Source organism: Streptomyces sp. NPDC012769, from assembly GCF_042901205.1.
Lineage (GTDB): Bacteria > Actinomycetota > Actinomycetes > Streptomycetales > Streptomycetaceae > Streptomyces.
In genome coordinates this window covers 1778938-1792864 of sequence record NZ_JBIBCP010000001.1, presented here as the reverse complement: position 1 = coordinate 1792864, position 13927 = coordinate 1778938, and the positions used below count along the sequence as shown (strand labels likewise).

General features: G+C 73.4%; 13 protein-coding genes. 11 read left to right on the top strand and 2 right to left on the bottom strand.

The window, feature by feature from the left end:
- The first annotated feature begins 143 nt into the window (after positions 1 to 143).
- From ACFY7C_RS07970 to ACFY7C_RS07955, 4 genes are all read left to right on the top strand, one after another.
- Complete coding sequence (locus tag ACFY7C_RS07970) at positions 144 to 566, top strand: cell division protein SepF (RefSeq protein WP_389645396.1); 423 nt, start codon at positions 144 to 146, stop codon at positions 564 to 566.
- Between the two features lie 499 nt (positions 567 to 1065).
- Positions 1066 to 2202, top strand: a complete 1137-nt coding sequence (locus ACFY7C_RS07965; protein WP_389645394.1) for an ATP-binding protein — start codon at positions 1066 to 1068, stop codon at positions 2200 to 2202.
- Positions 2189 to 2569, top strand: a complete 381-nt coding sequence (locus tag ACFY7C_RS07960) for a nucleotide pyrophosphohydrolase (RefSeq protein WP_389645391.1) — start codon at positions 2189 to 2191, stop codon at positions 2567 to 2569. Before ACFY7C_RS07965 ends, ACFY7C_RS07960 begins: the two co-directional genes overlap by 14 nt.
- A gap of 146 nt (positions 2570 to 2715) precedes the next feature.
- Positions 2716 to 3219 (top strand): DUF6099 family protein, encoded by a 504-nt coding sequence (locus ACFY7C_RS07955; RefSeq protein WP_389645388.1) that lies wholly within the window; start codon positions 2716 to 2718, stop codon positions 3217 to 3219.
- A gap of 120 nt (positions 3220 to 3339) precedes the next feature.
- Here the strand turns inward: ACFY7C_RS07955 and ACFY7C_RS07950 are convergent, their stop codons facing one another.
- Positions 3340 to 3606 carry a hypothetical protein gene (locus tag ACFY7C_RS07950; RefSeq protein WP_389645385.1) on the bottom strand — a complete coding sequence of 89 codons (267 nt, stop codon included), beginning with the start codon at positions 3604 to 3606 and terminating at the stop codon, positions 3340 to 3342.
- A gap of 249 nt (positions 3607 to 3855) precedes the next feature.
- Here ACFY7C_RS07950 and ACFY7C_RS07945 point away from each other — a divergent pair, with 249 nt between their 5' ends.
- The 6 genes from ACFY7C_RS07945 to argF all read left to right on the top strand — a co-directional run bounded on the left by ACFY7C_RS07945 (position 3856) and on the right by argF (position 12498).
- Complete coding sequence (locus ACFY7C_RS07945) at positions 3856 to 4779, top strand: LLM class F420-dependent oxidoreductase (protein WP_389645382.1); 924 nt, start codon at positions 3856 to 3858, stop codon at positions 4777 to 4779.
- 4 nt (positions 4780 to 4783) lie between these two features.
- On the top strand, positions 4784 to 5686 hold the full coding sequence (gene mmuM / locus ACFY7C_RS07940) for a homocysteine S-methyltransferase (protein WP_389645379.1): 903 nt from the start codon (positions 4784 to 4786) through the stop codon (positions 5684 to 5686).
- 86 nt (positions 5687 to 5772) lie between these two features.
- Positions 5773 to 7314: a 3' terminal RNA ribose 2'-O-methyltransferase Hen1 gene (locus ACFY7C_RS07935; protein ID WP_389645376.1), complete on the top strand. Its 1542-nt coding sequence runs from the start codon at positions 5773 to 5775 to the stop codon at positions 7312 to 7314.
- A complete protein-coding gene (locus ACFY7C_RS07930) occupies positions 7311 to 9959 on the top strand; it encodes a polynucleotide kinase-phosphatase (protein WP_389645373.1) in 2649 nt (882 codons plus the stop codon). Before ACFY7C_RS07935 ends, ACFY7C_RS07930 begins: the two co-directional genes overlap by 4 nt.
- Positions 9960 to 10123: 164 nt before the next feature.
- Positions 10124 to 11356, top strand: coding sequence for an arginine deiminase (locus ACFY7C_RS07925; RefSeq protein ID WP_389645371.1), 1233 nt, complete (start codon positions 10124 to 10126; stop codon positions 11354 to 11356).
- 131 nt (positions 11357 to 11487) lie between these two features.
- Entirely contained in the window at positions 11488 to 12498 is a 1011-nt protein-coding gene (gene argF / locus ACFY7C_RS07920; RefSeq protein ID WP_389645368.1) for an ornithine carbamoyltransferase, read from the top strand.
- Positions 12499 to 12523: 25 nt separating this feature from the next.
- On the opposite strand, the gene ACFY7C_RS07915 is transcribed toward argF, so the two are convergent.
- Entirely contained in the window at positions 12524 to 12979 is a 456-nt protein-coding gene (locus ACFY7C_RS07915; protein ID WP_389645365.1) for a MerR family transcriptional regulator, read from the bottom strand.
- A gap of 65 nt (positions 12980 to 13044) precedes the next feature.
- Here ACFY7C_RS07915 and ACFY7C_RS07910 point away from each other — a divergent pair, with 65 nt between their 5' ends.
- Complete coding sequence (locus tag ACFY7C_RS07910; RefSeq protein WP_389645361.1) at positions 13045 to 13896, top strand: MBL fold metallo-hydrolase; 852 nt, start codon at positions 13045 to 13047, stop codon at positions 13894 to 13896.
- Positions 13897 to 13927 lie beyond the last annotated feature (31 nt).

Here is a 13927-nt window from a genome sequence, read left to right as displayed (position 1 = left end):
GCGGCTCGGAGCGGAACCGGGTGGCTCGCCGGAAGATGGGCACGCGCTCGGAGCGGGGACGGCGCATGCCTCGTCGAGCGGCGGCGAGTCGGTTGTTCGTGTCGGTGTTGGGCCGAACGGGTGAGGAACGGGAGGATGGGCGCATGAGTAGGTACGAGAGGTACGACGTCACCGACGAGCAGTGGGAGGGCCTGGCACAGGTCGTGCCCCTGCGCGGCCGGGACGAATGGCCGTCCAGGGTCGACCACCACACGATCCCCGAGCGGTACGAGGCCGCCGAGCAGCGCCGTATGGTCGTGCTGCGCGTCCAGGTCTTCGCCGACGCCCGCGAGGTCGCCGAGTACCTCATCGCCCAGATCCCCGTGCTGCTCGACCTCACGAGCGCCGACACCGAGGTCGCCAAGCGCATCCTCGACTTCAGCAGCGGTGTCGTCTTCGGGCTCGGCAGCGGGATGCACCGCGTCGACCGCAACGTCTTCCTGCTGGCGCCGGCCGGCACCGAGGTGGAGGGCGCGGAGGACGGGAGCGCGGAGGACATCGACGAGGGTGCGGTCCCCCGTTCGTAGGAAGGTCGTTCCGCCGTAACGGTTCGTCGTCCGGGCCGATGCGTACGGTCCGGTCATGACCCTCACCGGCGGCACCGCCCCCGACCGCACACCGGCCACCGTCCCGGCCCCGACCACGGCCTCGGCCCCTCACTCGGCGCCGACCTCCGCCTCGGTCCCGGCCTCGGCCTCGGCATCGGCCTCGGCCTCGGCATCGGCATCGGCATCGGCCTCGGCATCGAGCCAGGCCCCGGCCCCGGCTCCCGGCGCAGTCCCGGCCCGGGCGCCGGGCGCAGTCCCGGCTTCGACCGGCTCGCCCGCCCGCGACCGTACGTACGCGCCGGCGGGCGGGCTCGTCCCCTCGCAAGGACGCGCGCGGGCTCGCGGCCCCGCCTCCGCCCCTGCCCCCGTAGCCGCTGCCGCCACCGCCTCCGCCGGGCGCGGTGGCGGGCCGGTGGTCGCGCGGCCGGCCGTCACGGAGTTACGGCTCTCGGCCTTCGGCCCGCATCGCGGAACCGTCGTGCCGCTCGGCCCCGTGACGCTGCTGCGGGGCCCGAGCGGAAGCGGCAAGTCCACCGCCCTGCGCGCGTACGAGGTGCTGACGATGCTCGGCGCGGGAGCGGGGCTCGCCGAGGCGCTGCCCGACGCGGCGGACCGCGTACCGGAGCGGGCGCGGCCCGACGCGCAGGGCAGGCGCGGGTTCCGGATCGGCTGCACGGTCGACGGGCCGGTGGGGCCGGTGCGTCTCGACCTGGCCGTCCAGGCGGAACCCTCCCTGAGGATCGTGGGCGAACGCCTCACCGCCCAGGGCCGCGTCCTCCTCACCACCGCCCTGCGGGATCCCGGCCGGGGCACCGTCCAGGCCGAATGGCACACCGCGGGCAGCACGCCCGTCACCCGTGCCCCGCTGCCGGACGATCTGCTCGCCACCGCCCTGCTTCCGCTGCGCGTCGCCGGGAAGACCCAGGGGCAGCGGGACGTCCTGGCCGCGGCGGAACAGGTGGTGGTCGGGCTGCGCTCGGTCTTCCCGTGCGATCCGCGGCCGTGGGACATGCGGGCGCCGGTCCCTGTGGGCGAGGGGCGCCTGCGGCGCGACTGCCGCAATCTCGCGGAGGTGCTGCACCGCACGGCCACCGAGTGCCCCCGGCGCCACGCCCGCCTCGCCGCGTTCGCCGCCGCGGGCTGCGCGGGGCCGGTCACGGGCCTCGGGCTACGGGAGTCGGCGGACGGCGACACCGTCCAGGCCGTACTGGAGCGCGCCGCCCACGCCGCCCACGCCGGCCACGCCGGCCACGCCACCCATGCCCTCCACGGCACCCACACCGCCGACGCCGTGACGCCCTTGGGCCGCCTCGGGGACGGCGAACTGCGTTATCTGGCCCTCGGTCTCGTCCTGCTCACCGGGCCCGGGGTGCTGGCGATGGACCCGGTCGCCGAGGTGCCCCAGGCCATGCAGACGCTCACCGTCCTCGCCGACGGTCTCGACCGGGGACTCGACGGCCCGCAGGTGCGCGCGCTGCTCGCCCTGGCCGCGGAGGTCTGCGCGAGCGGCCACCTCCGGCTCGTCGCGACGGTCGGGGACGGCGTGACGGACGTTGTCGACGGGCCGGAATTGGCGAACGTGGCGGTGGTAGACCTGAGGCGTGACAGAACTTGATGTGGCCGGCCTGCGGCGCCGCCTCGCGGACTTCGCGGCGGCCCGCGCTTGGCAGCCCTACCACACGCCCAAGAACCTCGCCGCGGCGCTGACCGTCGAAGCGGCCGAACTCCTGGAGATCTTCCAGTGGTTGACCCCGGAGGAGGCCGGGCGGGTGATGGCGGACCCGGAGCAGGCGCACCGGGTCACGGACGAGGTCGCCGACGTCCTCGCCTATCTCCTGCAGTTCTGCGAGGTGCTGGGGATCGACCCGCTCGCGGCGCTCTCGGCGAAGATCGACCGCAACGAGCTCCGCTTTCCGGTGCGCGGACGCCCACGCCCGTCCGAGGCCCCCGAACCGCCCGCCGAGGACACTGGAGGACGCTGATCGTCACTCTTCGGAGTGATCGAGTTTTCCCCATCGAGCCTCCTGTCCACAGATTTCCGAATTCCCCTGGTGTTTGGGCTCAGTCGGTCTCACGCTGGGTAATGGAATGAATGAGCGGATAACTCGTGGGAACGGGGGCGGCGTTGATGGAAGCGGAGCGACTCGTCGCGAGCGGTCGGCATGCGCTGGCCGAGAGCCGAACGGCACAGGACATCGTGGCGGAGGCCTGGCAGACCCAGGCCCTCGCCCAGGCGATAGGAAGTCACCTCGCACTCTGCGGTCCGCCGGAACTGCGGGGCGAGGCAAGGGGGTTGAGCGAAATAGGCGGCGGCCGTGGCATGGTCGACCACCCCGCTCTGCGCACCGGGGGACCGCGGGCCGCGCAGCTCACCGCCGTGAGCGACGCACGCTCGGCGCTGATCGCGCTCGGCGCGCTCCTCGGAGAGGTGGGCATCGCCCTCGTCGGCGTGGCCTGCGCCACCGACGAGGAGGGGCTCTACTGGCAGTGCATCGAGGCCATCGACGCCGCCGACGAGGCGGGCGACCGCGTGCGCGCGATGCTCCGCCGCCTTGCCGTACGGGAGCGCGAGCGTGACCGCCCACCCGACCCCGCCCGCAACCGCGCGGGCCCGGCCCCGGGCCCGCGCTGATCACCGGTGCCGGTGCCTGGCCGGAGCGGTTGGAGAGCCGTCCGGAGCGGCTGCGGGGCGGGGGCGAGAGTGGGCCGGAGTGGCTCGGCCGGCGCGGGCGTGGCGGAGGCGGCCCGGGCGTCAGGCGGGGGTGGCGTCCGGGTGGTCGGGCGCCGTGCGGCTCGCGGCGGGAGACTGGCGGTCCGCCGAGGACTGGAGGTCGGCGTCGAGCCGGGAGAGGTCGGCGGTCAGGGCCGCCATCAGCTCCTCCATCTGCTGGAGCAGGCCCTTGGGGGCGCCGCCGCCCTGCTGCTGCTCGGGCACCGTCGGGACCGACGGCTGTGCGAGCGGCACCGGTGTGACGGGCTGCTCGGGCACGGCCCGCTCCGGCGCGGCTTCCTGGGACATGGCGGCCTCCTCGGCCCGGGGGTCCTCCGGCGAGGGCAGGACCACAAGAAAGAGCGACGCACCGGCAGCGGCCGCCGGCACGCGGGCCGGGCGGTCCGGCTCCGCCCGAGCCAACGACGGGTCACGGGCGCCGGTCACTGGCCCGGCGGGAGGCCGCCCGCCAGGAGGTCGGATATTCACCCGACCGGGCCGGTGGAGATCATCCGCTGACGAAATGGTTGACGCGCACCGAAGGTGCAGGATGGAGGCATGGATCTTCGAATCTTCACGGAACCCCAGCAAGGGGCGGACTACGACACCCTGCTCAAGGTCGCCAAGGCCACGGAGGAGCTCGGATTCGACGCCTTCTTCCGCTCCGACCACTATCTCCGCATGGGCTCCGCCGACGGGCTGCCCGGCCCCACGGACGCGTGGATCACGCTGGCCGGTCTCGCCCGGGAGACCCGGCGGATCCGGCTCGGCACGCTGATGACGGCCGGCACCTTCCGGCTCCCCGGCGTCCTGGCCATCCAGGTCGCCCAGGTCGACCGGATGTCGGGCGGACGGATCGAACTCGGCCTGGGCGCGGGGTGGTTCGAGGAGGAGCACCGGGCGTACGGAATCCCCTTCCCCAAGGAGAAGTTCGGGCGCCTGGAGGAGCAGCTGGAGATCGTCACCGGGCTGTGGGGCACCGAGGTCGGCAAGACGTTCTCGTACGAGGGGGAGTACTACCAGCTGGCCGACTCGCCCGCGCTGCCCAAGCCGGCCCAGGAGCGGATCCCCGTGCTCGTCGGCGGGCACGGCGCGAGCCGTACGCCCAGGCTCGCGGCCCGCTTCGCCGACGAGTTCAACATCCCGTTCGCGTCGCTGGAGGAGACCGAGCGGCAGTTCGGCCGGGTGCGGGCCGCGGCGGCGGAGGCCGGGCGATCGGCCGACGCGCTGGTGTACTCCAACGCGCTCGTGGTGTGCGTGGGCCGGGACGACGCGGAGGTCGCCCGCCGGGCGACGGCCATCGGGCGGGACGTGGACGAGCTCAAGGCCAACGGACTCGCGGGCTCACCCGCCGAGGTCGTGGACAAGATCGGCAGGTACGGTGCACTGGGCTCCACCCGGATCTACCTCCAGGTCCTCGACCTGGACGATCTGGACCACCTGGAGCTGATCTCCGCACAGGTCCAGACGCAGCTGGGGTGACCCGATGAAACCCGACCGCACGCTCGCCGCCGCACTCGCGGAAGAGGTGCTCGTCCTCGACGGCGGGCTCTCCAACCAGCTGGAGGCGCAGGGCTGCGACCTCTCCGACGCCCTCTGGTCCGCCCGGATGCTCGCCGACGCGCCCGAGCAGATCGAGGCGGCCCACGCGGCCTACGCGCGGGCCGGTGCCCAGGTGCTGATCACCTCCAGCTACCAGGCCACCTTCGAGGGCTTCGCCCGGCGCGGGACGGACCGGGCGGAGGCGGCCCGGCTGCTGGCGCGCAGCGTGGAACTCGCCCGGGCGGCGGGCGAGCGGTCGGAGCGGGAGATCTGGGTCGCGGCCTCCGTCGGGCCGTACGGGGCGATGCTCGCGGACGGCAGCGAGTACCGGGGCCGGTACGGGCTGTCGGTGGCCGAGCTCGAGCGGTTCCACCGGCCGCGGATCGAGGTGCTCGCCGAGGCCGGCCCCGACGTCCTGGCCCTGGAGACGGTGCCCGACGCCGACGAGGCCGAAGGGCTGCTGCGGGCCGTCGAGGGATGCGGGGTGCCGGTCTGGCTCTCGTACACGGTCGACGGCCGGCACACCCGGGCCGGGCAGCGCCTGGAGGACGCCTTCGGACTCGCCGCCGGTCTCGACCAGGTCGTCGCGGTCGGCGTCAACTGCTGCGATCCGGCCGACGCCGGGCCGGCCGCGGAGATCGCCGCCGCGGTGACCGGCAAGCCGGTCGTCGTCTACCCCAACAGCGGTGAGCAGTGGGACGCCGGTGCCCGCGGCTGGCACGGCGGCGCCACCTTCGACCCGGCCACGACCGCCGCCTGGCGCACCGCGGGCGCCCGCCTGATCGGCGGCTGCTGCCGGGTCGGCCCCGGCGCGATCGAGACCCTGGCCGGAACGCTGAAGGAGTAAGGCCGGAGTGCGTCAGGCCGGAGCCAGGGACCGGCGCCCCTGAAATGCGTTGTCCGGTGACGGCGGGGCAGGTCATCCTTGAGCGCATGTTCCTGACGATCAGCACCACCGGCACCGCCGAGAAACCCGCCACCGACCTGGGCTTTCTGCTCCACAAGCATCCCGGCAAGGCGCAGGCGTTCTCGACCTCGCACGGCACCGCGCACGTCCTCTACCCCGAGGCGAGCGCGGAGCGGTGCACGGCCGCGCTGCTGCTCGAGGTGGACCCCGTGGCGCTCGTCCGGCGGGGCAGGGGCAAGGGGCGCGGCGGGGCACCGGACGCGGCGCTCGCCCAGTATGTGAACGACCGCCCGTACGCGGCCTCGTCGCTCCTCGCGGTCGCGCTCGCCCGGGTGTTCAAGAGCGCGCTGCACGGCACATGTGCGGCGATGCCCGAGCGGGCCGCCGCCGTGATGCCGCTGCGGATCGAGGTCCCCGCGCTGCCCGCGCGCGGCGGGGCGGAGCTCGTGGCCCGGCTGTTCGGCCCGCTGGGCTGGACGAGCGTGGTGGCGGAGCCGGTCGCGCTCGACCCGGAGTTCCCCGAGTGGGGCGACTCGCGCTATGTGCGGCTCGTCCTGGAGGGCGAGCTGCGGCTGGCCGACGCGCTCAACCAGCTCTACGTGCTGCTGCCGGTGCTCGACGACGCCAAGCACTACTGGGTCGCGCCGGACGAGGTCGACAAGCTGCTGCGGGCCGGTGACGGCTGGCTCGCCGACCACCCCGAGCAGAAGCTGATCACCAGCCGCTACCTGTCGCGCCGCTGGGGCCTGACCCGCGAGGCGACGGAGCGTCTGGAGCTGGTGCGTCTCGCCGAGGCGGACGGCCTGGACGTCGAGGACGTCGACAACGCGGTCGACGAGGCCACCGACACCGAGGAGCGGCCCGTTCCGCTCGCCGAGCGGCGCCGCGAGGCGATCCTCGGCGCACTGCGCGCCGCCGACGCGGCCCGGGTGCTCGACCTGGGCTGCGGACAGGGCCAGTTGGTGCAGGCGCTGCTGAAGGACGTGCGGTTCACCGAGATCGTCGGCGTCGACGTGTCGGCGCGCGCCCTGTCGGTGGCCGCCCGCCGGCTGCGCCTGGACCGGATGGGCGAGCGGCAGGCCGCCCGGGTGAGCCTGCTCCAGGGCTCGCTCACGTACACGGACAAGCGGCTGACCGGCTACGACGCGGCGGTGCTCAGCGAGGTCATCGAGCACCTGGACCTGCCGAGGCTGCCCGCGCTCGAATACGCGGTGTTCGGTTCGGCGCGACCCCGGACGGTCGTGGTGACGACGCCGAACGTCGAGTACAACGTGCGCTGGGAGTCGCTGCCGGCCGGTCACGTCCGGCACCACGACCACCGCTTCGAATGGACCCGCGGGGAGTTCCGGGTGTGGGCCGCCGACGTCGCCGGACGGTACGGCTACGACGTGGCCTTCACTCCCGTCGGCCCGGACGACCCCGAGGTCGGTGCGCCCACGCAGATGGCCGTCTTCACCCGTACCGACGAGACCGGCACCGACGAGACCGGCACCGAGCAGACCCGTACCGACCAGACCCGTACCGACCAGACCCGTACCGACGAGACCCCGAAGGAGGACGCGGCATGACCGACAGCACCGAGACCACCGACAGCACCGAGAGCACCGAGACGACCGGGACCATCGAGGCGAACCGAAACGCCCCCCGTACGCTGCCCGTGACCGACCTCTCCCTCGTGGTCCTGATCGGCGCGACCGGGTCCGGCAAGTCCACCTTCGCGCGGCGGCACTTCAAGCCGACCGAGATCGTCTCCTCGGACTTCTGCCGCGGGCTCGTCGCCGACGACGAGAACGACCAGAGCGCCAGCAAGGACGCCTTCGACGTCCTCCACTACATCGCGGGCAAGCGGCTCGCGGCCGGCCGGCTGACCGTCGTCGACGCCACCAGCGTGCAGCGCGAGGCGCGCCGCCAGCTGGTCCAGCTCGCCCGCGAGCACGACGTGCTGCCCATCGCGATCGTCCTCGACCTGCCCGAGGACGTGTGCGCCGAGCGCAACGCGGCCCGGCCCGACCGGGCTCACCTGCCCCGCCACGTCATCCAGCGGCACCGCCGTGAGCTGCGCCGCTCGCTGCGCGGCCTGGAGCGCGAGGGCTTCCGCAAGGTGCACGTGCTGCGCAGCGTGGCGGAGGTGGAGGCGGCCGAGGTCGTCCTGGAGAAGCGGTTCAACGACCTGCGTCACCTCACCGGTCCCTTCGACATCATCGGTGACATCCACGGCTGCCGTTCCGAGCTGGAGACCCTGCTCGGCAAGCTGGGCTACGTCGACGGCCACCACCCGGAGGGCCGCACGGCCGTCTTCGTCGGCGACCTGGTCGACCGCGGTCCGGACAGCCCGGGGGTGCTGCGCCGCGTCATGGGCATGGTGGCCGCCGGGGACGCGCTGTGCGTGCCCGGCAACCACGAGAACAAGCTGGGACGCTGGCTGCGCGGACGCAAGGTGCAGCAGACGCACGGTCTCGCCGAGACGATCGAGCAGCTGGAGCGGGAGCCGGAGGAGTTCCGCGCCGAGGTGGCGCGGTTCATCGACGGACTGGTCAGCCACTACGTCCTCGACGAGGGCCGGCTGGTGGTCTGTCACGCCGGTCTGCCGGAGAAGTACCACGGCCGTACGTCGGGACGGGTGCGCTCGCACGCGCTGTACGGGGACACGACCGGGGAGACCGACGAGTTCGGGCTGCCGGTGCGCTATCCGTGGGCGGAGGAGTACCGGGGCCGGGCCACCGTCGTCTACGGACACACGCCGGTGCCGACCACGTCCTGGATCAACAACACCATCTGCCTGGACACCGGTGCGGTGTTCGGCGGGAGGATGACCGCGCTGCGCTGGCCGGAGCGCGAGCTCGTCGACGTACCGGCCGAGCGGGTCTGGTACGAGCCGGCCAGGCCGCTCGCCTCCGAGGCGCCGGGCGGGCACCAGGGCCGCCCCCTCGATCTCGCCGACGTGCACGGACGGCGGATCGTGGAGACCCGGCTGATGGGCAATCTGGCGGTGCGCGAGGAGAACGCTGCGGCCGCGCTGGAGGTCATGAGCCGGTTCGCGGTCGATCCGCGGCTGCTCGCCTATCTGCCGCCGACGATGGCACCGACCGCGACGTCGAAGGTGGAGGGCTATCTGGAGCACCCGGCCGAGGCGTTCGCGCAGTACGCGGCGGACGGGGTCGAGCGGGTCGTGTGCGAGGAGAAGCACATGGGTTCGCGGGCCGTCGCGCTGGTCTGCCGGGACGCGAAGGTGGCGGCGGAACGATTCGGCGTGACCGGTGCCGCCCCAGGGGCCGGCACCGAGGGGGCCGGGGTGACGGAGGACGTGACCGGCGCCCTGTACACCCGCACCGGGCGCCCGTTCTTCGACGACCGGGAGACCACCGAGCAGGTCCTGGCGCGGCTGCGGGCGGCGATCGACGCCGCCGGGCTGTGGGAGGAGCTCGACACGGACTGGCTGCTGTTCGACGGCGAGCTGATGCCGTGGTCGCTGAAGTCGACCGGTCTGCTGCGTTCCCAGTACGCGGCGGTCGGCGCGGCCTCCCGCGCGGTGTTCCCCGGCGCGCTGGGGGCGCTCGAACAGGCCGCCGCGCGAGGCGTGTCCGGTCTCGACGGGCTCCTCGGCCGACAGCGGGAGCGGGCGGCGGACGCGGCGGCGTTCACGGACGCGTACCGGCGCTACTGCTGGCCCACCGAGGGGCTTGAGGGAGTGCGGTTCGCGCCGTTCCAGGTGCTCGCGGCGCGCGGGCGCTCGCTGGCCGCCGTACCGCACGACGAGCAGCTGGCCTGGCTGGACCGGCTGGTCGAGCACGATCCGACGGGGCTGCTCCAGGTCACCCGGAGGCTGGTGGTCGACCCCGCCGACGAGGCGTCCGTACGGGCCGGAGTCGAGTGGTGGCGGGAACTCACCGCGGCGGGCGGCGAGGGCATGGTCGTCAAGCCGCTCGCGGCCCTGGTGCGGGACGGCCGCGGTCGCCCCGTACAGCCGGGCGTGAAGGTGCGCGGCCGGGAGTACCTGCGGATCATCTACGGCCCCGAGTACACCCGCCCGGACAACCTGGAGCGACTGCGGGGCCGGTTCCTCGGCCACAAGCGCTCGCTGGCGCTGCGGGAGTACGCGCTCGGGCTCGAGGCGCTCGACCGGCTGGCGGCGGGGGAGCCGCTGTGGCGGGTCCACGAGGCCGTGTTCGCGGTCCTCGCCCTGGAGTCGGAGCCGGTCGACCCCCGGCTGTGACGGCTCCGTAGGAGCGGGGGCGGGCGGCGGTCGGGCGATGGTCGGGCGATGGTCGGGCGGCGGTCGGGCGATGGTCGGGCGATGGTCGGGCGGCGGTGGGGTGGCGGTCGGGCGGCGGGGGCGAGGACGGTGCGCGGGCCGCCCCGCTCCGTCAGGATGGGCGCATGGGATTCCATGTCGATTCCGAGACCGGGCGGCTTCGCCGCGTCATCCTGCACCGCCCCGATCTGGAGCTGAAGCGGCTCACCCCGACCAACAAGGACGCCCTCCTCTTCGACGACGTGCTGTGGGTGCGCCGGGCCCGCCAGGAGCACGACGGCTTCGCGGACGTCCTGCGGGACCGCGGGGTCGCGGTCCACCTCTTCGGGGACCTCCTGCGCGAGGCCATGGAAGTGCCGGCGGCGCGCGCGATGGTGCTCGACCGGGTCTTCCACGAGAAGGAGTACGGTCCGCTGGCCGCCGACCACCTGCGGGCCGCCTTCGACTCGCTCGACGCCGCCGCCCTGGCGGAGGCGCTGGTCGGCGGGATGACGAAGCGGGAGTTCCTGGCGTCCCACCGCGAGCCGACCTCCGTCCGCTTCCACGCCCTGGACCTGGACGAGTTCGTCCTCGGCCCGCTGCCGAACCACCTCTTCACCCGGGACACCTCCGCCTGGATCTACGACGGGGTGTCGATCAACGCGATGCGGTGGCCGGCGCGGCAGCGCGAGACCGTCCACTTCGAGGCGATCTACAAGCACCACCCCCTCTTCACCGGCGCGCAGGCGGGCGGCTTCCACCACTGGTCGGAGGGGCAGTCCGACTACCCGTCGACGATCGAGGGCGGTGACGTCCTCGTCATCGGCAACGGCGCCGTGCTCATCGGCATGAGCGAGCGCACCACCCCGCAGGCCGTGGAGATGCTGGCCCGCGGCATGTTCGCGGCCGGTTCCGCGCGCACGATCATCGCGCTCGACATGCCGAAGCGCCGGGCGTTCATGCACCTGGACACGGTGATGACGATGGTGGACCAGGACACCTTCACCCAGTACGCGGGGCTCGGCATGCTCCGCTCGTACACGATCGAACCGGGCGACGAGGGCCAGTCCCTGCGGGTGACGGACCATCCGCCGGAGCAGATGCACAGCGCCATCGCCGCGGCCCTCGGCCTCCAGGACATCCGGGTGCTGACCGCCACCCAGGACGTCCACGCGGCGGAGCGGGAGCAGTGGGACGACGGGTGCAACGTGCTCGCCGTGGAGCCGGGGGTGGTGGTCGCGTACGAGCGCAACGTCACGACGAACACGCATCTGCGCAAGCAGGGCATCGAGGTGATCGAGATCCCCGGGAGCGAGCTGGGCCGGGGGAGGGGCGGGCCGCGCTGTATGAGCTGCCCCGTGGAGCGGGACGCGGTCTGACGCGGAGGCCGGGCGGCGGCCGGCGGGGGACGGCGAGAGGGGCTGTATAAGAATGCTGGCTTACGTATAGACTTCCAAGGTCCCCGCTCGGGGGGCCTGTCCGTCGTCCCGACCGTAACCCAGGAGGGCTCATGGCCACCGACCTCATCGGCCGCCACTTCCTCAAGGAGCTGGATTTCACCGCCGAGGAGTTCCGCGGCCTGATCGCGCTCGCCGCCGAGCTCAAGGCGGCCAAGAAGGCCGGTACGGAGGTGCAGCGGCTGCGGGGCCGGAACATCGCCCTGATCTTCGAGAAGACCTCGACCCGCACCCGCTGCGCCTTCGAGGTCGCCGCCGCCGACCAGGGCGCCTCCACCACGTTCCTCGACCCGTCCGGCTCCCAGATGGGTCACAAGGAGTCGGTCAAGGACACCGCGCGCGTGCTCGGCCGGATGTTCGACGGCATCGAGTACCGGGGCGACAGCCAGGCGGCGGTCGAGGAGCTGGCCGCCTTCGCCGGCGTGCCCGTCTTCAACGGGCTCACCGACGACTGGCACCCCACCCAGATGCTCGCCGACGTCCTCACCATGACCGAGCACAGCGACAAGCCGCTCGACGGGACGACCTTCGCCTACCTCGGCGACGCCCGCTTCAACATGGGCAACTCCTACCTGATCACCGGCGCCCTGCTCGGCATGGACGTCCGGATCGTGGCCCCGAAGGCGTACTGGCCCGTTGAGGCCGTGGTCGCCGAGGCGCACCGGCTCGCCGAGACCAGCGGTGCGACGATCACCCTCACCGAGGACGTCGCCGAGGGCGTGCGGGGCGCGGACTTCGTCGCCACGGACGTGTGGGTGTCGATGGGCGAGCCCAAGGAGGTCTGGGACGAGCGGATCGCCGCCCTCGGCCCGTACGCGGTGACCATGGACGTCATCCGGGCCACCGGCAACCCGGACGTGAAGTTCCTGCACTGCCTGCCCGCCTTCCACGACCTCGGCACCGCCGTCGGCCGCGAGATCCACGCCCGGCACGGGCTCACCGAGCTGGAGGTCTCCGACGAGGTCTTCGAATCGGCGCACTCGGTCGTCTTCGACGAGGCCGAGAACCGCATGCACACCATCAAGGCGGTCATGGTCGCCACCATGGGCGACGCCGTGGCCTGACCGGGCTCCTCCGTCCCGTCCGCGCTTACGGCTGCAGGGCCGGGGCCGGGGGCGCGGTCGGCGAGAGGGCCGTCGGCACGCCGCCGACGGCCCGCTTGAAGTCGGGGCAGTCGACGATCGGTGCGTGTGTGCACACGGCCGCGTGCCGCATGCTGTCGCGGAGCCGTGTGAGGCGGCCGATCTGCTCGTCGAGGGCCTCGGCCCGGGCGGTCATCCGCGCGCGCAGGTCCGCGTCGGAGGGCCGCGCCACCAGAAAGCGGTGGATCTCGGCGATCGAGAGCCCGGCGCCGCGCGCGCAGGTGATCAAGGCCAGGCGTTCCAGTACCTCCGGGCGGTACGCGCGGCGGAGCCCGTTGCGTCCGGCGGCCTCGATCAGGCCCTTCTTCTCGTAGAACCGCAGTGCGGAGGGCGCGAGGCCGGACCGCTGCGCCACCTCCCCGATGTCCAGCAGCGGTTCACCCGCCTCCGTCGGCGCGGACATTCGGGCTTCCTCCTCGACGGGCGCTCCTTGACTTGAAGCGCGGTTCAAGTCGCAGCCTATCGGTCATGAAGATCCATCACCTGAACTGCGGCTCGGTGCGGACGATCGAGGCCACCTACGAAGGACCCGATCCCGCACCCGCCGTCAACCACTGTCTGCTCGTCGAGACCGACGCCCACGGCCTGGTCCTGGTCGAGACCGGTCTCGGCCTCGGCGACGTCCGGGATCCGGAGGCCACGCTCGGCGCCGACTGGATCGCGATGGCCGAGCCGGTCCTCGACGAGGAGGAGACGGCCGTCCGGCAGGTCGCCCGGCTGGGCCACGACCCGGCCGACGTGCGCCACATCCTCGTGACCCACCTGGACGTCGACCACTGCGGCGGCCTCCCCGACTTCCCCGGCGCCCGGGTGCACGTCCTCGCCGACGAGCTCGCCGCGGCCCGCGCGGACGTGACGGGCGGCCGCTACCGCGCGGCCCACTGGGCCCACGGCCCCGACTGGGTCACCTACGACCACGAACCGGCCGGCACCCTCACCGCTCCCGCAGAGGACTGGTTCGGCTTCACCGCCGTACGGCCGGACGGCCTGCCGCACGGGTTCCGGCTGGTCCCGCTCGGCGGCCACACCGCCGGGCACACCGGGATCGCCGTGCGCGACGGCGACCGGTGGCTCCTGCACTGCGGCGACGCGTACTACTACCACCGCGAGCTGGAGGACGCGAAGGAACCGCACCCCGTCCTCGACGTCGTCCAGACCGGCTCCGAGGTCCACCGTGACCTGCGGCTCGGCACCCAGGCCCGGTTGCGCGAGCTGATCCGCGACCACGGTGACCGGGTGGAGGTCTTCTCCGCGCACGACCCCTGGGAGCTGGCGCGGTACACCACCCCCCACCGGACCGCTCCCTCCCCCTCGCGATAGCAATACGCCCGATTGGGTGAATATGCGCCGT

Coding starts and splice junctions, on each gene's coding strand:
- mmuM (WP_389645379.1), top strand. CDS start 4,784: ATGAAACCCGACCGCACGCTCGCCGCCGCACTCGCGGAAGAGGTGCTC.
- argF (WP_389645368.1), top strand. CDS start 11,488: ATGGCCACCGACCTCATCGGCCGCCACTTCCTCAAGGAGCTGGATTTC.
- ACFY7C_RS07915 (WP_389645365.1), bottom strand. CDS start 12,979: ATGTCCGCGCCGACGGAGGCGGGTGAACCGCTGCTGGACATCGGGGAG.
- ACFY7C_RS07945 (WP_389645382.1), top strand. CDS start 3,856: ATGGATCTTCGAATCTTCACGGAACCCCAGCAAGGGGCGGACTACGAC.
- ACFY7C_RS07935 (WP_389645376.1), top strand. CDS start 5,773: ATGTTCCTGACGATCAGCACCACCGGCACCGCCGAGAAACCCGCCACC.
- ACFY7C_RS07950 (WP_389645385.1), bottom strand. CDS start 3,606: ATGTCCCAGGAAGCCGCGCCGGAGCGGGCCGTGCCCGAGCAGCCCGTC.
- ACFY7C_RS07930 (WP_389645373.1), top strand. CDS start 7,311: ATGACCGACAGCACCGAGACCACCGACAGCACCGAGAGCACCGAGACG.
- ACFY7C_RS07970 (WP_389645396.1), top strand. CDS start 144: ATGAGTAGGTACGAGAGGTACGACGTCACCGACGAGCAGTGGGAGGGC.
- ACFY7C_RS07910 (WP_389645361.1), top strand. CDS start 13,045: ATGAAGATCCATCACCTGAACTGCGGCTCGGTGCGGACGATCGAGGCC.
- ACFY7C_RS07925 (WP_389645371.1), top strand. CDS start 10,124: ATGGGATTCCATGTCGATTCCGAGACCGGGCGGCTTCGCCGCGTCATC.
- ACFY7C_RS07955 (WP_389645388.1), top strand. CDS start 2,716: ATGGAAGCGGAGCGACTCGTCGCGAGCGGTCGGCATGCGCTGGCCGAG.